This window comes from Burkholderia sp. AU45274 (assembly GCF_030482505.1).
In the GTDB taxonomy this organism is placed as follows: Bacteria; Pseudomonadota; Gammaproteobacteria; order Burkholderiales; family Burkholderiaceae; genus Burkholderia.
Genome location: NZ_JAUJQE010000013.1, coordinates 112153 through 127346 on the forward strand (window position 1 = coordinate 112153; position 15194 = coordinate 127346).

Consider the following 15194-nt stretch of genomic DNA (forward strand, 5'->3'; position numbering starts at 1 on the left):
ACAGCACGGCGGCCGCGTGACGACGTGTGCCGATTGCTGCGCGCATCGGCGCACGCACCCGAAACCCGAATACAGGGCCGCTACGCGGCCGGAAATAGTGAAGGAAGGGGTACGGCCGCACGGCGGCCGCATCGGCTGAGAGGGCGTCATGCTGCGCCCCCTTGCAGGGCGTCGGTCGCCAGGTCTTCGCGGACGGACACGTGCAGGCCGAACGCGGCCAGGCGCTCAAGCGAGATCGGTGTGAGGTAGCGCACGCGGCGCGTATAGATGCGGCGCTCGACCTCTTTGTCGCCGACGATGACGCCGGCGTGCTTGAGCTGCGCCTTGAACACGCGATCGGATTTCACGGGCAGGCCGTTCCACTTGTCGCGCAGCGCGCTCGTATGGGCGATATGGTCCATCACGTGGCCGGTGTTGATGAGCAGGCAGAACTCGCCGTCGACGGTGTCGAAGGTGTACGGGTGCTTGTAGTTGCCGCAGTCCATTTCCGACAGGGCGGTTTCCAAGATCCAGACCCACGGCTCGCGATCGGCGCTCGTCTCGGCGATGTGGCCGTTCATCTCGGCGAGCAGGTCGCGCGGGAAGTCGCCTTCGCTCGGGTCCATGCCGGCGAACTCGCACAGGTAGCGCCAGGCGAGCGCGACGGCCGCGTAATTGCCGGCCATGCGCTTCGCACCGTCGTCCTCGCCGCTTGCGCGGCAGTTGGCCAGTGCCTTGTCGCGTAGGGTGGCGTACTGGTCGGACACGGCGCGCTTGTCCAGGCCGGCGAGGAATTCGAGCCACTGGCGAACCGGGAAGCGAGGCAGGTCGTCGGGCATGAGCGGGCCGCGCTTGCCGGTCAGCGTCGTGCGCACGAGCTTGCCGAGCAGGCTGCGCACGGGCACGTCTTCGCCGGCCAGCATCACGGGTGCGCACAACAGGTATTCCGTCATGTCGGTGCCGCGACGCGTCACGGTGTACTGGTAGTTCTCTTGCAGCAAGCCGACTGCCTTGTCGATCACGTCCTGCCGGCGGGCGGACAGCTCTTCCCATCCGACCGGGTGGCTGGTGTGGCTGATGCTGGTCAGCAGCCGGAACTCGGTTTGAAGCGACTGCCCGGAAAACATCGTGAAGGCGAGCGAGCGTTCGAGCCGCTTGATGAGCGTCGACTTACCGGCGCCCTTGTTCGCCTGGATGGTGATGTGCGGCCAGAAACCGAGCAGCGCCTTCAGGTGGCCGCCGAGCGCCCACACGAGCGGAATCGTCGCGGCGTTCTGTTTGAACGTCGCCTGGTACGCGGTGATGACGCGGCGTGCATCGCTGGCCGGCCCGGTCGGGAAGGTCAGGTTGTGATACGGGCATTGCTTGTCCGCTTCGGTGAAGTAGCAGTCCGGGCCTTCGTTGACGATCAGGCGGCCGTCGCGCCAAGCGAGCCCGACGAAGTTTGCCGCCTGGCGCGCACCGAGGTCGGCGCCGCGCTCCAGGATGTTGACCATGCGCTTGAACGGCGCCGGCGTCCAGATCGGGCCGAACTTGCCCCACTGGTCGACGTTGTGCAGCTGGTCGTCGAGCATCACGCGGCGCACGAGCTGCGCGCCGTGGCGCGGCGCCTGGACGGACACCGCGAAGTAGACGGTCGGTGCCTGGTCGGCGTCGCCCGTCATGGTCGACGTCGCGCTCGCGACAGACACGCGGCTGATGCCGGCAATGCGGAAGCCGCACAGATCCGTCATGACGGGCGTTTCGACGCCGGATTCCTCGTTGCGGTCCATCTTCGTGATGTAGCTGGTGAAGTCCGGCCGCACGCGAAAGCGCCAGTACTGCGCGAAGTCGTGCGACGGCAGGAAGATGCGCGGCCGGCCGCGGCGTGTGGCGTCGCCGGCCAGGCCGGCGATGAGCCAGGGTTCGAGCTGCTCGAGCGCGCGCGACAGCTCGAGCGGGCCGCGCATCTGCAGGTAATCGTTGACGTCGTTGATGGGTTTGGCGGTCTTCTCGCCGTCCGCGAGATCGGCGAGCCAGTCGGCCTGGTCGACGAGCACGGCGCTGATGTTCAGCGCCGTCAGACGTTCGTAGAGCGCCCAGGCGGCTTCCGGTCCAGGGCGGCGGCCGGCGCGCGGATGGCCGTCGGCGAACGGCTCGTCGTTGTCCAGGCAGATCACGACCTGTTTGCCGCGCAGGAACGCGAAGTCGATGCCGTCGACGTTCGCCAGGCCGCGCAGCGCGAGCGCGGCGGCGCCAGGCATCGCGCAGGTGTCGATCGACAGCGCGTTGATCGCGCTTTCGACGATGAACACGCGCTTCGCCTTGTCGAGCCGGCGAGGATCGGCGGTCCAGCCGTAGCCGGCCTTGTCGCCCTGGGTCTGCGTCTTGACGCCGCCGTTGAGCGCCGGATCGATATAGCGCATGTCGACGGCGACGACGCGCGCGTCGCCCGGTGCGCGGACGATGAACGCGGCGGCCGGGCCGGCGTGGCCGACTTCGCCGGCGGCGACCTTCGAGCTGGTCCAGGTGTTGAAGCCAAGCGAGCGCGCGGCGATCGCTGCGTCGATCGCGGCGGCGGAAATGCCGCGGCCGCCGAGGTATTCGCGCACCTGGTCACGCTCGGCGAAGCACCGATCGGCGATGTACTCGACGGTCGTTTTTTCGCGGCGCTCGACCGGCGCCTGCCGATCGAGTGGGAAGCCGTACGCATCGTGCAGGTATCGCACCGCGTCGGCGACCGTGCCGCCGCGCGTGTGAATGACCAGGTCGATACACGAACCGCCGACGTCGGCGCTGTGGTCGCGCCAGCCGGTGCCGTGCTTCGGGTGGTTCACGTATATCGACAGGGACGGGCTCTTGTCGTCGTGCTGCGGCGAGTGGTAGAGCGCGCGGTCGCCACCGCGCCCGCGCTTCAAGCCGAGGCGATCGGCGAGGTCGTGCAGGTCGATGCGTTGTTTCAGTTCGTCGATCGAGGCCATCGTTATTGCTGTTGCTGTTGCTGTTGATGCAGGGAGAGGGCGGCAGGGTTGCCGGGTGTCGCGGGGCTGTCGACGAGCGCACGGAGCGCGCCGGCCGACGCGGGGAAGGCGAGCGCCAAGCGATCGCCGAGGATGCTGACGAACAGCGCGAGCACCGCGACGCGCTGCAGGCCGCCGGGCTCGTGGTCGAAGCGGAGGACGTCGGCGGCTGCGGCGATGGAAGCCGCGAGCGCGGCATCGTGAGGGGTAGTCGTGTGCGTCATGCTGCTGCGCCTCCGAGGATGTCGTGATGGTTCTGCTGCAGGCGGTAAGCGGCGTGCTGCAGCTCGTAGCGCGAGCCCGTCGCCTGCTCGAGGATGTCGCGCAGCCGGCGGCGGTTGCGATCGACATTCGATGTCGCGTTCGCAAGCGCTGCGGTGCGCGTTGCGCCGTGGCCGATCCGCATGCCGGATACCAGGTGCGTAACGATCCACTTCTCGGGGTGGCCGTCGCGCACGTCCGGCTCGGCGTGGATACCGAACGTGGCGTCGGCGCTGTTGGGGATAACGACGTGATCGCCTGCGACGGTGCGCAGGCCGGCCGGCGTCAGCAGCTCGTAGCGGATGGTGGATTCTTGCTTCATGCGTCACCCGCGCGGCGGAACGGACCAGGCCAGCGCCACGATCAGGACGACCATCGCGACGACGCCGATCGCGAAACCAATCGTGCGGGCGTTCCGAACGTCGAACAGGCGCAGCACGTCGGCGGCCAGGCAGTAGATGCCGGTGAGGGAGAGGGAGAGCATCAGCAGCACGCCGATGCTGAAAACGTAGGGCTTCATCGTTTGGTTCCAGGTTGGTGCGCCGGCGGCCGGCGCGGATGGGTCAGTCGAAGTCGTTCGCGGCGCGGCGTTTCCCGTCGACTGGTTGTGACGCGGGTGCTGGCTCCCTGGCCTGCCATACGCTCGCCGTACATTCGAAGGCGCGGCGTGCGGCCGGGTGAAGCGAGTCGAAGTCGCCGACCATGTGCAAGCGGCGCCAGGTCGCGCGCAGCTCGAGCTCGGTCAGGGCGCGGTGCATCGTGTGGGCGGTCAGTGCAGCCATGCTAGGATCGGCGTGCCGTTGGTGTGATCCCAGGTGACGCGGAAGCCGAGCGCGCTTGCGGAGCGGACGAACACGTCGGCGCGCACGTCGGCGGCGGAGATCTTCGTGAGGTAGGCGACGCGTTCGTCGTAGGACATCGATTCAGCGAGCGCGGCGAGCGGGGCGTGGATCAGCGATTGCATACGGCCTCCAAGAAATTTCAGGCAAAAGGAGTCCCTCACGCCCGCAGAGCGGGCGCGATGGGTGTTCAGCGAAAAAGCGGGTTAGGGCTTAGGCGTCGAGCAGCGGGAGCTGTCGCGAATCGGTCGGAAGCCGATCAACCTTGCCGATCGGCACGTAGACGTGCGGATTCGGGTTGAGGCTCGGCGCGATCGTGTGGACGGTTGCGACGTGAATCTTGTAGGTCGTCGCGCATTCGATGTTGGTGCACTGGCAGTAAGCCTCGCGAACGAGAGCGGACAGCGTGCGGCTGGTTCGAATGACGGCGCGGCTGCCGCAGTGGTGACACTTCAATTTCATTCCGGATGCTCCTACGGGCGGCTGCATTCGCCGCGACCTTGGCGCGCGCATTGGCAAAACATGCCGACTTCACCAAGGGTCGCGACAGCGTCGAGATATTTGCGGGTCACGCATACGAAACCCACAGCAGCAACAAGCGTGTCAATCTTGTCGATGACGATGCCCTTGCCGCCGCTCAGGAAGCGACTGACCTCGGAGTCGTCCCACCCGAGTGCTGTTTGTACTTCGTGCCGTTTGGGTCCGTGCAGCGCGTGGCGCAATGCGGGTTCGATGAGGGCGGGTGGTTGCATGACTCAACGCCCGGCAAAAGAACTTGACTGCGGTTGAGTGGCCGAGTCGGTAACTTTGGCGCGGTATCCCTCAACGCCCTCGAGATAAATCAGGCGGGCGACGCTCGAGGTGGAGCGGTTCAGGAACGCGGACAACTCTTCGAGTGCGCGGCGTTCGTCCGGCATGAGCCGCATGTAGACGGGCTTGCTGGATAGCACGCCGCGTGGTGAGCGTTTGACGGGGGCTTTCTTACGAAGCATGGCGGTATACTTCCTGTCGTTAACCTTGCACAACTTGATATTAGTGGGCGAACGACCACAAGTCAACGGATATTGGTGGGCAATTGAAAGATTTTGCGAGCAGGCTGAAAGAAGAGCGCAAACGTCTCGGGGTGAACCAGACGGCCTTTGCCGCCTTGGGGGGCATCACGAAGGACACCCAGTTGAATTACGAGAGTGGTGTGAGGCGCCCGGATTCCGCGTATCTGGAGGCGATCGCCGCGCACGGCGTTGATGTTGCCTACCTGCTGACGGGGCAGCGCAACGCTGCGGCCCTGTCGACTGACGAGGAGGTTCTGCTGGCTGGTTATCGTTCGCTCGATGCGAAAGGGCGTGCTGGCGTACTCGGCATGATTGGAGGCATGACGCAGCAGATACCGACCACGCCGCAGGCCGCGAAAACTACGACGGTTCACCAGAACTTCGAAGGCGCCAACGTCGGGCAGCACGTCACCGGCGACGTAACGGCACCCTTCTCGATCAACATGGGCGGTGCCGGACGGAAGAAGAAGCGGGAAAGCTGATCACCGCTAAAGAGCACTAAACGGCAGGGCCAGCCGTAGGAGAAAAAGAAGTCAATGAATCAGAAGTTCAGTGGTGATGTCGGGCAGGTTGCTGGCGGGGATGTGAAGAGCAACAGCGCACAGACGAACGTCAATGTGCACTTCCACAGCAGTGAACCAAAGCCGGTCGCGACAAAGTTCATCAGCGACAAGCAGCGCAACGCGATCGCACGCAAAGCATTCGAGATAGAAGCGAAGACCGGTACCGATAAATTGATGGTGTACCGTCGCCTTATGACGGTGTTCGACTTCGAGAGAATGGACGAGATGCCGCGCGCCGCGTATGAGCGCGCGATCAAGTATCTCGATGGCTGGATTCGAAACGGCATACTCGGACAGACGTCTGGCGCGCCAGCACAACAGGAAGTCAAAGACCCGGAACCTGCTGCGCCTCTGCCGGTGGCGCCGAGCGAGTTGCCGGTTGAGCACCCTGTACCTCCAGCCGTTGCGGCGACGACACCCGTGCCCGCACCCTCCCCCTCACCGGTGCCCGCGCCCGCACCGGTGCATCAAGAGAGCAAGCGGTCATCGTGGCTCGCGGTGGCGGTCACGGTGACTGCAGCGGGAGCCATTGCTGCCGCGCTGTATGTTGTGACGCACCGCTCTGACGCGCCCGCACAAGCACCGGCAGCAGAACTGCCACGTCATTGCGAGTACGGCGGCGATCGCTATTCACCAGGCAGTGTCGTCATGCAGGCGGGTATTCGCCGACAGTGTGTCGCCGTCGATGACGGTGCAGCATGGCAGAAAGCCGATTTGGCTCGTCGCTGACCTCCTATACCAATTTCCAACAGGCGCGACGCGCTACCTATCCGAGGGACCTATGAAGAAACTGCTCAAAGTACTTGGCATCGTCGTCGGTGTCGTTTTTGCTATCGGGATCGTGGGTGCGATTTTTGGCGGGAAGCCAACCACGGGAACATCAACCGCGTCGAACGCAACAACCGGAACCTCGACTGTTTCGAACTCGGTAACCGAGGCATCTAAGCCGATTGAGAAAGTCAGTGTGACCGCTGGGGCGCTTTTCACTGCATATGAGAAAAACGAAGTCGCCGCAGACCAAAAGTACAAGGGTAAAGCCCTATCGGTAAGCGGAACGATTCAAAGCATCGACAAGGACGCGTTCGAGAATATCGTGGTGAAGCTGCGGTCCAGTAACGAATTCATGCCAGTCCACGCATACCTGAGCAAAGAGCACGAAGCACTTGCAGCGTCACTCGAGAAAGGCAAGAAGGTGACGTGGACCTGCGAAGGTGACGGCCGCTTGATTGGCAGCCCGATGTTGCGCGATTGCACGCCGGCGTAACAATCGATGCACAAGTGAAACAAAGCCCGCGATCGCGGGCTTTTTTACGCGTCGCGTAAGCGACCTATGCGTCGATGGCGCTATTCGCTCCCTTCGGATTCGATCTCCGGCACCTCGGTCGCCTTGACCTCCAGATCGAGGTCCGATGTAAATCCGCCGTTACCGTCGACCGTATGTGTAACGCGCGCAATGATCCAGTTGCAATCATCGATGACACGTTTGTAACCGCGCACGGTTACAGGTAATTCGGTCATCAGCTCAGGGCGGCCGAGCGCCAGCACGATGCTGAACTCGGCGACGCCGCGCTGCAACTTCTCCCATTCTGCCTTCGCGGCGCGCGTCGCGTTCCCCTTGTTCGCGTACGTGTGTCGCAACGTCTTGACGTTCTCGGCCGTGCCGAACAGCACGTCGCCGCTCTTGTCGATCGGTTTCTTCTTTTTCGCGGTCGTGCGACGCCGGCGCCGCTTCACGGTGGTCGATTGTTTCTTCGCGGTGCGCGTGTTGAGGTAGAACGCCTGCACGCCGGAATACGTGTCCCGATCGGCGACGCCGAACTCGTGGCGATCGCCGACGTCGCGCGTGATCGTCACGGCGGGCAGCGGCTTGCCGCTTGCGGTCGTCGCCTCGCCAGCCTTGATGAACAGCAGCCGCCCGTTTTTCACAGTGGCGATCGCGTCGAACATCTTCGCCAGGCGCGACAGCAGATTGGCGTCCGACTCTGCAGTCTGGTCGATGTGGTCGACGAGCTGCGCGTCGAGCGCCTTGCTGATGCGCGCGTCGACTTTGTTCTGACTCGCAATCGCGCGCACGATAGCGCCGACCGTCTGCCGGTGCCAAGATCGCTCTTTCTTGATCGACAGGCCCGCGCGCAGATCGACGCTGCGCGCGCGGATGGTCAGCACGTCGGGCGTGCCGGTGTGCCGTACCTCGTCGACCATGAATTCGCCCTTGTCGACCAGGCCGTTCGCAGCTCCAGCCCAGCCGATCGACAGCTTCAACGTGACGCCGCGACTCGGGATCTCGAGCGCGCCGTCTGAGTCGTCGAGGCTGATGTCGAGCTGGTCAGCTTCGAAGCCGCGGTTGTCCTGCAGCGTCATCGAGATCAGCCGGCCGTCGAACTTCTTCGTGATGTTCTTGCCGTTCAGCGTGATCGAGTAGATCGCGCGCGGCACGCGATCGTTGGCAAGCGCGGTCTTCTGTACCAGGTCGGCGCCGGGGATATCGGCCAGGTTCATAACGAGATCGCCCCCTTGATGGCATCGGTCACGATGCCGAGCAGGCTGAAGTCGTCACAGCGCGTCAGCGTCATCGAGAACTCGATGCGACGGGCGGCGCCGTCGTCGAAAAACAGCGTGCGCGTCGTTTCGATGCTGTCGATCGTGAACATGCCGTAAATGTGTCCGTTGCCCTCGATCAGCGGCCAGGAGGTGTGCTGCGTCGCCATCGCTTCGATGGCGGCAAGTGACAGGTCGCCGCCCGTCAGCTCCGGCAGCAGCACGCCGGACAGAGTGATCGTTTCGTCGTCGTCACCGACGTACTGCCGCGCCGGCTTTTTGCCGACACGGTTATTGCTCGCGAAGCGCCAGCCGCGCCGGCGCTTCAGCTCCTGGTACGGCAGGGTCGACAGGCTGAACACGAACAGCCCGAGCGCCATCATCATGAGAAACCCTCCATCAATCGCGATCGCGCAGACGCGAGCGCTCGCGCGCGGCCTGCGCGGCCTGTTCCTGGCGCATCACATTGCGGACCTCTTGCGCGAGCGCCTGTACGTCCATGCCAGGCGCCGCATACACCTGGATCGTGATCGGCGCCGGCGCAACCGGTGCGCGCGCTGCGGCCGACGCGACCGTGAGCGGCGGCCGGGTGTCGACGGTGAGCGGTGCGCCGCCGGCGATCGCCGCGCCCGTGATGCCGATGCCGGCGCCGGCGGCGACGATCCGCTTGCCGACCTCAAGCACGGTCGACAGCGGCCCGTCCTGGCCCTCGCGCAGACCCTGATCCAGGCCGGCCATCGTGAAGCCGCCAAGCGCGGCGAACACGCGGCTGGGCGAATGGATGCCGAGCTTTTCCTTGAACCAGCCGATCACGCTGCCGCCGGCCGACTCGATCGCATCCTTCACCGAACCCAGGCCGCTTTTGATGCCGTTGACCAGGCCGGACATCATGTTGGCGCCGAATTCGACGAAGCGGGCAGCGGCCTGCGCAGCCACGACGACGATGTCGGCGAGCCATGCGCCGAACCCCTTGCCGGCGTTGGTCGCCGCGTCGAGGCTTTTCTTGCTGGTGTCGACCGGCCCCAACAGACGCGTGATCCAGTCCCACGCGCTCTTCACGGCACCGACCAACCAGTCGAACACGGGCTTCAGTGGCGCGAACGCCGCGCCGAGCGTTGCGAGCACGCCGCTGAAGATCGGCGCGAGCGGGCGCAAGCCCTCGGTCAGCCCCTGCCAGAAGCCCGAGAAAAACGCCTTGATCGGCTCCCAATACCTCCAGATCAGCAGCGCTGCGAGAGCGATCGCAGTGATCGCGAGGCCAACCGGGTTCATCAGCGCGACGCGGCCGACGAAGAGGAACATCTGGGCGAGCCCGCCGAGCGCAGCCCGCACGCCGTTGATCGCGCCCATCGTGCCGCCCTTGACCAGATTGAGGCCACCGCGCGCCGTATCGACTGCCATCCCGGACGCGCCGCGCCGGGAGACGTACTGCCGGGCTGCGGTCCAGCGCGACGCTGCCGATGCACGCGTCGCGGCCGCCTGCGCGGCGACGGCCCGCCACACCTGGACGGTGTACTGCCGCGCGGCGCCGGCGCCATCCTTCATCGCAGTCACGGCCGATCCGCCCCATTGCCGGATCGACGCCTTCGCGGCTTGGCACGCAGCCGGTACGCGCTGGGCGAGCGACGCGACATAGGCGCGCAGTGACGACGTGGCAGCTCGAGGCGATGACGCCTGCCAGGCGCTCGACAGCGCTGTGCGAATGCGGCCAGCGGCGGATTGCGTGCTTCTGCCGGCGGCGGTGACGCCGGATGCGGCGCCGGACGCCGCGCGAGAAATGCCGCGCAGCGCACCGGCGCTGGCGCCGAGCGCACGCACGAAGACGCCGCCCTGAATGCCAAGCATCGACATGCTGAAGCGCACGATCGCCAGCGGCCCGAGAATGCCCGCGAGCGCGATCGTCAGCGTGCCGAGGACGGCGAGCAGCACGCCGAGGCCGGCCGCGCCGATCGCGACCGCGCGCGTGAACTTCGGGTATTCCTTCGCGAAGCCGAGCAGCCGCTCGAGGACGCTTGTCGTCAGCTCGAGCGCCCGGTTGTACACGGGCAGCACCTGCTCGCCGATGACGGTGCGCAGGTTGCGCACCTTCTCGAGCGCGATCAGCTCCTTCCCTTCGGTTTGCTTCTGGCCCAGCTCGTGCAGCTTGTCGATGCCGTACGCGCCACGGTTCAGTTTTTCGTTCTTGTGAATCTGCTCGCGCTGCATGTACATCGTGGCGAACAGATTCGCGCCGTTGCCGTTCGTCATGATCGTGGAGAATTCCTCCAGGATCTTCGCGTCGGACGTGATGCCCTTCGCCTTCAGCTTCGGCAGCAGCACCTTCTCCATCCACTCGAACGGCGACGCGTTGAAGAGATCGCCTTGGAGCAGAGCGCCAGGCTTGATTCGCTTGATGTTGCCGGTAGTCGTATGTTCGACGTCGTTCTTGTTTACCAGCCCCAGCTCGACCAGGCGCTTCGATGCCCGCACGGAGGTCTTGCCCTGCATCAGGTTGCTGTACGCGGCCTGCACGCCGGTGCCGGCGGCATGCCCGCCCATTTCCTGAATCAGCGGCTCCATCTGGTAATAGAACGCGTCCTGGCGCATCTGCTTCGCGGCGACCTTGCCGGTCTGGATGAAGTTGCGCCACTCGTCGCCGCCGACGCGACCGCCGGTAGCGGATAGCACCTGCTGGACCATGTTCGCTTCGCTCTTGAACTTCGCTTCGCTTTTCGTGCCGCCGCGCAGCTCGATCACCTTCAGCATGTTCATGAACTTCTCTTCGTTCTCGTGCCCCTGGCCGCCACCGAACATCGCCTCGTTCGCGAACTTCATCTTCGCGAGCGTCGGCATGACCATCTGCGCGTGATGCTCGTCCGCGAAGATCGACATCGCGTCGCGCATCAGCGTCATGTTCTCGGAGGTCGACACGCCGACCGATTTCATCGAGCGCACGTAGCGCTCGGCGTCCTGCGTCGCCTGGTCGCCCAGGCCGAGCGCCTGGATGCGGCCACGCTCGTTCTGCACCTTCTTCGCCTCGGCCAGCGGCTCGCGCAGGTCGTTGAGGATGTGCGAGCCAGTCGCACGCGCGGCATATCCGCCGATCGCCATTTCAGCGGCGGCGCCGCGCGTCGCGCCCATCCTGGCGCGCGCGTCCGCGATGCGCTTCTGGCGGGCGTTCAGTGCGTCGAGGCGACGTGATTGCGCGTCGATCGCGCCGGTCGTCGCGGCGATGTCGGTGCGCAGCGTGCGCTCGTGCTGGGAAAGATTGCGCGTGTCGACGCCGGCGCGGCCGAGCCGGTTGCGCAGCTCGTCGACGCTGGCCGATTGCTTCTTGAACGCGGCACCGAGCTTGGATGAGGCTTGCCGGGCCTTCGCCAGCTCGGCGGTCATCTGCTGCGATGGCGGTCCATACGCGCGCAGAGACTTCGCGAGTTCCTGGACCTTCCTCTGGGCGTCGGCGAGCTTCGTCGCGGTGTTGGCGAGCCCCGTGCGCATCTCGCGGAACTCGCCGATACGCCGCTGCGTGTCGTTGAGTTCCTTGAGCCGCGCGCGGGAGTCCCGCAGCTCCTTCACGAGCGTGCGGTTTTTGGTGGCGATCTCGCGGATCGGGCGGCTCGCCTGGTCGAGCGCCTTGAGGACGACCTCGAGGCGCAGGGATCGATCGCTCATTCATCGCCCCGTTCGTAGCGCACGCGCGCGTGCTCGCGCCAGGTCATCAGCTCATCAAGCGACATGGCGTTCATCAAATCAGGCGTCCAGTGGAAAACGAGGGCGATGTCGGCCATCACTTCGTCGACGGCTCGAGGGATGCGTCCTGCTTGACGGAGTTCGGTACCAAAAAACCGGCAAGCTCCGTGCCGAGCTTGACCAGGTCGGCCGGGTCCATGCGCAACACGTCTTGCTCGGTCAGCATCGGATTGCTGATGCGCGGCAGCACCTTCGACAGTGCGATGACATCGAGCTGCAGGACATCGGTGAGCGTGACGCCGCGCAGCGCACCGCTGCCCGACATGGTCAGCGCGACGGCGTCGATTTTTTGCTCGCCGCGCGCGATCGGGGTATCGAGGGGCAGCGCGTCGGTACGTTTCAGAGACATGGTCATTCCTTTGCGGGTGAGGGGTAGGGGTTACAGGCCGAGCGCGCGGCGCTGCTCGGCGAGGCGATCGACGCCGCCGACGATCTCGACGAAGTTGGGAATGTCGATCTCGATCAGGGTTTCGCCGTTGGATACGAGGCGGTAATACGACAGCGACATGGTTCCGGTCTGATCGGCGTTGTCGCCGGCCTTCGCCTTGCCGGGGTCGATTTCTTTGTAGCGGCCGCGCACGTACACCTCGACCGCATCGGTTTCCTCGGTGTCGTCGCGCTGATAGGAGCCGGCGAAGCGTACGGATACGCCGTCGATCCTCGACGTGCCCCACGTCTTGAACATCTCCTTCATGAAGCCGCCCATCGTGAGGCCCAGCTCGAGCTTCTCCATGCCGAGATCGATGTCGACCTCGGCATTCATGCCGCCGCCGCGATACGCCTCCATCTTGCGCGTGAGCTTTGGCAACTGGATCTCGGGCACCTCGCCGACGAACGAGACGCCGTCCTCGAACACGTTGAAATTCTTGAGTTTGGATGGCAGAGCCATTGCGTTTTCCTATGGTGAGTGGCGGACCGTCAGACGGCGATGCTTTCCGCGAACTTGAGCAGGTAGCGGTCGGTGATGCGCTGGCGGAAAGTCAGGTCTTCGAGCGGAGGCGTCGGGCAGAAGTCGTAGTCGATGAAGCCCAGGCCGGCCTTGAGCGAATCCTTGTCGTTCGCGCCCGGATCGAACCAGCACTCGCCATCGATCACGTAACCGGCCGTTTTCCACGCGCGGAACTTCGCGTTCACGCCGTCGACGACGTCGCGGATCAGCGTCCGGCTCATCGGCTGGTCGACCGCCCACATGTGCGCCTCGGCCATCGTGTCGGCGATCACTTGTGCGCTGCGCACGTAGTTCTCGAATGCCCACAGCTTGTCCTCGGAACAGGTACGCGAACCCCATAGACGGTAACCATCCGCGTTCACGAGCGTGGTGACCTCGTGACTGTTCAGGTAGCCGGCATCGGTGTTCGGGTCCTGCAGGTCCCAGAACACGTCGCGGCTGATGCCGGTGACGCCGTTCACGACGACGTTCGAGATCGTCTTGTGCCAGCCGGTTTGCTCGTCGATCTTCGCGCGCATGCCGAGCGCGCGCGCCGTCGCCCAGGTGATGTCCTCGGCGTTGGTCGTGGTGTTCCAGTTCACGAAGTCCGGCCAGATCGTCATCAGCTCGCGCTGACCGAAATTCGCGCGGTAGGCAACAGCTTCTTCCTTCGTCTTCGCGCCGAACGCGTTGACGTAGCCGAAGCCGCGCAGCTTCTGCGCGATCGTCGCCAGCTCGGTTGCAACGGGCAGCGTGTCGAGACCAGGGCAGCCGAGCACGCGCGGCTTCACGCCGAGCCGGCTCTTTGCGGCGAGCAGCGCTTTCATGCCGGTGAACTGGCCGTTGTCCGCGTTGGTCGTGCCGATTACGTTGCTGGTTGTAGCGTCGGCATCCTTGCCGGTCGGTACGCGCACGGCGACGATCAGCGGCGAAGTCTGCGCGGCGATCGCGTCGAGCGAGCGCGCGAGCGTGCCCTTCGTGCCGGCCCGGCCGATCGCGGCCTGCACGTCCGTGATGAGGACCGGCCGGTTTTCAGGGAAGGTGGCCGCATCGGCGTCGTCGCCGGTGCTGACCAGGCCGATCACGGCCGTGCTGACCGTGCGGATGGGGCGCGTCCCGTCATTGATTTCAATGACGCGTACGCCGTGGTGGTAATCAGAAGGCAAGCTTTTCTCCCGGAAGTGAGCCTTCCGAAAGATTGCCTTCCGCGCGCGCGGAGATCACGCGCGGGAGGTTGTGGGACGTCTTGGTACAACCAGGAACCCTATGGAACGTGACTATGCCGCGACAGGCAGTGAGTCCAGCTCGGCGAGTCGCGCTGTTGCGACCTGGTGGTAGCTCGATTCGAGCTCGCAACCGATCCAGTTCAAACCGGCTTCCTTGGCTGCGGCGAGGAACGTGCCGGACCCCGCGAATGGGTCGAGGACAACACCGCCGGCCGGCGCCAGGCGCACGACGTCGCGCGCGAGCTGCGACGGCTTCTCGGTCATGTGGCGCTTCGGATGCGCCAGGCGCTCGGAGAAAACGCCAGGCAGGTACACGTCGGCACGGCGCACCGCGCCCTTCGTCGCCCAGACCAGGAATTCCGACTGCTGCGCGAAGCCGCCCATACGTGGCCGCGTGCGGCCGCTCGTCTTGTCCCACACGGCGACGCCGCGCCAGGTGAAGCCGGCCGCCTGGATCGCATCGGTGAGGCTCGGCAACTGGCGCCAGTCGACGAAGCACGCGAGGTGCGCCTCGTTGCGGCACACGCGATAGGCTTCCGCGAGCCACGTCATGCACCAGAACGTCCACGATCGCTGGTCCTTGCTGTCGTGCTGGAATTCAGGATAGACGGTCTTCACGTCGCCGCCGATGTACTTGCTCGACGGCGCCTGGCTGCGCGACGCGCTCGTGGTGCCGCCGGACGAGTAGGGCGGATCGGTGAAGACCAGGTCGACGCAGCCATCGGGCAGCGCGCGCATGACGCCGAGTGCGTCGGCCTGGTGCACGCGGTTGATCAGATCAGCGTGGAGAGTGTGTTGCATGGGGCGATTCCCTTTTGTCGGAGGCTCGGTGGCCTGCGGGTAAGGGGCTCGCGGCCCTCAGGATATTCATTGCGCCGCAACGCGGGCATTTGATGGTGAGCCGGACGTATTCGCCGGCGCCGAGTTTGCGGTTACAGCTTCCGCATCGGATGTCCTGCATGGGGTGTTTCCTGCGTGTGCTAGGATGCCGGCGCCTCTCGAGAGGTGTCGCGGCCCTGGCCAATCCTGCAGGCTGTCTCTGCTGGTGCGGGGCGTGCTCGATGTTCCTGCATCGCGCAC

At 65.1% G+C, this 15194-nt stretch carries 21 protein-coding genes; 3 read left to right on the plus strand and 18 right to left on the minus strand.

Going from position 1 to position 15194, the window contains the following annotated elements; all coding sequences use genetic code 11:
* Positions 1 to 146 precede the first annotated feature (146 nt).
* The 9 genes from QZM35_RS32750 to QZM35_RS32790 all read right to left on the minus strand — a co-directional run bounded on the left by QZM35_RS32750 (position 147) and on the right by QZM35_RS32790 (position 5070).
* Positions 147 to 2939: a toprim domain-containing protein gene (locus tag QZM35_RS32750; protein ID WP_301777493.1), complete on the minus strand. Its 2793-nt coding sequence runs from the start codon at positions 2937 to 2939 to the stop codon at positions 147 to 149.
* A gap of 2 nt (positions 2940 to 2941) precedes the next feature.
* Positions 2942 to 3202, minus strand: a complete 261-nt coding sequence (locus tag QZM35_RS32755) for a hypothetical protein (protein ID WP_301777494.1) — start codon at positions 3200 to 3202, stop codon at positions 2942 to 2944.
* The gene (locus QZM35_RS32760; RefSeq protein ID WP_301777495.1) at positions 3199 to 3561 is read right to left on the minus strand and encodes a hypothetical protein; all 363 of its coding nucleotides are present in this window, start codon (positions 3559 to 3561) and stop codon (positions 3199 to 3201) included. Before QZM35_RS32760 ends, QZM35_RS32755 begins: the two co-directional genes overlap by 4 nt.
* Positions 3562 to 3564: 3 nt before the next feature.
* Entirely contained in the window at positions 3565 to 3759 is a 195-nt protein-coding gene (locus tag QZM35_RS32765) for a hypothetical protein (protein ID WP_113194842.1), read from the minus strand.
* A 43-nt stretch (positions 3760 to 3802) separates the two neighbouring features.
* Entirely contained in the window at positions 3803 to 4021 is a 219-nt protein-coding gene (locus QZM35_RS32770) for a hypothetical protein (RefSeq protein ID WP_301777496.1), read from the minus strand.
* Positions 4009 to 4203, minus strand: a complete 195-nt coding sequence (locus QZM35_RS32775; RefSeq protein WP_301777497.1) for a hypothetical protein — start codon at positions 4201 to 4203, stop codon at positions 4009 to 4011. The genes QZM35_RS32770 and QZM35_RS32775 overlap by 13 nt, the downstream gene beginning before the upstream one ends.
* Positions 4204 to 4291: 88 nt before the next feature.
* On the minus strand, positions 4292 to 4540 hold the full coding sequence (locus QZM35_RS32780) for an ogr/Delta-like zinc finger family protein (RefSeq protein ID WP_006757081.1): 249 nt from the start codon (positions 4538 to 4540) through the stop codon (positions 4292 to 4294).
* 11 nt (positions 4541 to 4551) lie between these two features.
* Positions 4552 to 4830 carry a hypothetical protein gene (locus QZM35_RS32785; protein ID WP_006757082.1) on the minus strand — a complete coding sequence of 93 codons (279 nt, stop codon included), beginning with the start codon at positions 4828 to 4830 and terminating at the stop codon, positions 4552 to 4554.
* A gap of 3 nt (positions 4831 to 4833) precedes the next feature.
* Entirely contained in the window at positions 4834 to 5070 is a 237-nt protein-coding gene (locus tag QZM35_RS32790) for a hypothetical protein (RefSeq protein WP_301777498.1), read from the minus strand.
* A gap of 83 nt (positions 5071 to 5153) precedes the next feature.
* Here QZM35_RS32790 and QZM35_RS32795 point away from each other — a divergent pair, with 83 nt between their 5' ends.
* From QZM35_RS32795 to QZM35_RS32805, 3 genes are read left to right on the plus strand one after another with little or no spacing between them, the layout of a single operon-like run.
* Complete coding sequence (locus QZM35_RS32795) at positions 5154 to 5612, plus strand: helix-turn-helix domain-containing protein (RefSeq protein ID WP_301777499.1); 459 nt, start codon at positions 5154 to 5156, stop codon at positions 5610 to 5612.
* Between the two features lie 54 nt (positions 5613 to 5666).
* Positions 5667 to 6422: an alpha/beta hydrolase gene (locus QZM35_RS32800; protein WP_301777500.1), complete on the plus strand. Its 756-nt coding sequence runs from the start codon at positions 5667 to 5669 to the stop codon at positions 6420 to 6422.
* Positions 6423 to 6474: 52 nt separating this feature from the next.
* On the plus strand, positions 6475 to 6957 hold the full coding sequence (locus QZM35_RS32805) for a hypothetical protein (protein ID WP_301777501.1): 483 nt from the start codon (positions 6475 to 6477) through the stop codon (positions 6955 to 6957).
* A gap of 80 nt (positions 6958 to 7037) precedes the next feature.
* Here QZM35_RS32805 and QZM35_RS32810 read toward each other — a convergent pair whose 3' ends face one another.
* From QZM35_RS32810 to QZM35_RS32850, 9 genes are all read right to left on the minus strand, one after another.
* Positions 7038 to 8192, minus strand: a complete 1155-nt coding sequence (locus tag QZM35_RS32810; protein ID WP_301777502.1) for a phage late control D family protein — start codon at positions 8190 to 8192, stop codon at positions 7038 to 7040.
* Complete coding sequence (locus QZM35_RS32815; protein ID WP_367620801.1) at positions 8189 to 8617, minus strand: phage tail protein; 429 nt, start codon at positions 8615 to 8617, stop codon at positions 8189 to 8191. Before QZM35_RS32815 ends, QZM35_RS32810 begins: the two co-directional genes overlap by 4 nt.
* Before the next feature lie 13 nt (positions 8618 to 8630).
* Positions 8631 to 11882, minus strand: a complete 3252-nt coding sequence (locus tag QZM35_RS32820) for a hypothetical protein (protein WP_301777504.1) — start codon at positions 11880 to 11882, stop codon at positions 8631 to 8633.
* On the minus strand, positions 11879 to 11998 hold the full coding sequence (locus tag QZM35_RS32825; protein WP_301777505.1) for a GpE family phage tail protein: 120 nt from the start codon (positions 11996 to 11998) through the stop codon (positions 11879 to 11881). The genes QZM35_RS32820 and QZM35_RS32825 overlap by 4 nt, the downstream gene beginning before the upstream one ends.
* A complete protein-coding gene (locus QZM35_RS32830; RefSeq protein ID WP_301777535.1) occupies positions 11998 to 12309 on the minus strand; it encodes a phage tail assembly protein in 312 nt (103 codons plus the stop codon). Before QZM35_RS32830 ends, QZM35_RS32825 begins: the two co-directional genes overlap by 1 nt.
* A 30-nt stretch (positions 12310 to 12339) precedes the next feature.
* Positions 12340 to 12849, minus strand: coding sequence for a phage major tail tube protein (locus QZM35_RS32835; RefSeq protein WP_301777506.1), 510 nt, complete (start codon positions 12847 to 12849; stop codon positions 12340 to 12342).
* A gap of 29 nt (positions 12850 to 12878) precedes the next feature.
* Positions 12879 to 14054 carry a phage tail sheath protein gene (locus QZM35_RS32840; protein ID WP_301777507.1) on the minus strand — a complete coding sequence of 392 codons (1176 nt, stop codon included), beginning with the start codon at positions 14052 to 14054 and terminating at the stop codon, positions 12879 to 12881.
* 111 nt (positions 14055 to 14165) lie between these two features.
* On the minus strand, positions 14166 to 14915 hold the full coding sequence (locus tag QZM35_RS32845) for a site-specific DNA-methyltransferase (RefSeq protein WP_301777508.1): 750 nt from the start codon (positions 14913 to 14915) through the stop codon (positions 14166 to 14168).
* A complete protein-coding gene (locus QZM35_RS32850; RefSeq protein WP_301777509.1) occupies positions 14893 to 15075 on the minus strand; it encodes a Com family DNA-binding transcriptional regulator in 183 nt (60 codons plus the stop codon). The genes QZM35_RS32845 and QZM35_RS32850 overlap by 23 nt, the downstream gene beginning before the upstream one ends.
* Between the last annotated feature and the right edge of the window lie 119 nt (positions 15076 to 15194).

Excerpts from the sequence above, each read along its gene's own strand:
- QZM35_RS32810 (WP_301777502.1), bottom strand. The coding sequence starts at position 8,192 with ATGAACCTGGCCGATATCCCCGGCGCCGACCTGGTACAGAAGACCGCG.
- QZM35_RS32815 (WP_367620801.1), bottom strand. The coding sequence starts at position 8,617 with ATGATGATGGCGCTCGGGCTGTTCGTGTTCAGCCTGTCGACCCTGCCG.
- QZM35_RS32785 (WP_006757082.1), bottom strand. The coding sequence starts at position 4,830 with ATGCAACCACCCGCCCTCATCGAACCCGCATTGCGCCACGCGCTGCAC.
- QZM35_RS32765 (WP_113194842.1), bottom strand. The coding sequence starts at position 3,759 with ATGAAGCCCTACGTTTTCAGCATCGGCGTGCTGCTGATGCTCTCCCTC.
- QZM35_RS32755 (WP_301777494.1), bottom strand. The coding sequence starts at position 3,202 with ATGACGCACACGACTACCCCTCACGATGCCGCGCTCGCGGCTTCCATC.
- QZM35_RS32835 (WP_301777506.1), bottom strand. The coding sequence starts at position 12,849 with ATGGCTCTGCCATCCAAACTCAAGAATTTCAACGTGTTCGAGGACGGC.
- QZM35_RS32845 (WP_301777508.1), bottom strand. The coding sequence starts at position 14,915 with ATGCAACACACTCTCCACGCTGATCTGATCAACCGCGTGCACCAGGCC.
- QZM35_RS32820 (WP_301777504.1), bottom strand. The coding sequence starts at position 11,882 with ATGAGCGATCGATCCCTGCGCCTCGAGGTCGTCCTCAAGGCGCTCGAC.
- QZM35_RS32760 (WP_301777495.1), bottom strand. The coding sequence starts at position 3,561 with ATGAAGCAAGAATCCACCATCCGCTACGAGCTGCTGACGCCGGCCGGC.
- QZM35_RS32850 (WP_301777509.1), bottom strand. The coding sequence starts at position 15,075 with ATGCAGGACATCCGATGCGGAAGCTGTAACCGCAAACTCGGCGCCGGC.
- QZM35_RS32830 (WP_301777535.1), bottom strand. The coding sequence starts at position 12,309 with ATGTCTCTGAAACGTACCGACGCGCTGCCCCTCGATACCCCGATCGCG.
- QZM35_RS32800 (WP_301777500.1), top strand. The coding sequence starts at position 5,667 with ATGAATCAGAAGTTCAGTGGTGATGTCGGGCAGGTTGCTGGCGGGGAT.
- QZM35_RS32825 (WP_301777505.1), bottom strand. The coding sequence starts at position 11,998 with ATGGCCGACATCGCCCTCGTTTTCCACTGGACGCCTGATTTGATGAAC.
- QZM35_RS32775 (WP_301777497.1), bottom strand. The coding sequence starts at position 4,203 with ATGCAATCGCTGATCCACGCCCCGCTCGCCGCGCTCGCTGAATCGATG.
- QZM35_RS32805 (WP_301777501.1), top strand. The coding sequence starts at position 6,475 with ATGAAGAAACTGCTCAAAGTACTTGGCATCGTCGTCGGTGTCGTTTTT.
- QZM35_RS32770 (WP_301777496.1), bottom strand. The coding sequence starts at position 4,021 with ATGGCTGCACTGACCGCCCACACGATGCACCGCGCCCTGACCGAGCTC.
- QZM35_RS32790 (WP_301777498.1), bottom strand. The coding sequence starts at position 5,070 with ATGCTTCGTAAGAAAGCCCCCGTCAAACGCTCACCACGCGGCGTGCTA.
- QZM35_RS32780 (WP_006757081.1), bottom strand. The coding sequence starts at position 4,540 with ATGAAATTGAAGTGTCACCACTGCGGCAGCCGCGCCGTCATTCGAACC.
- QZM35_RS32750 (WP_301777493.1), bottom strand. The coding sequence starts at position 2,939 with ATGGCCTCGATCGACGAACTGAAACAACGCATCGACCTGCACGACCTC.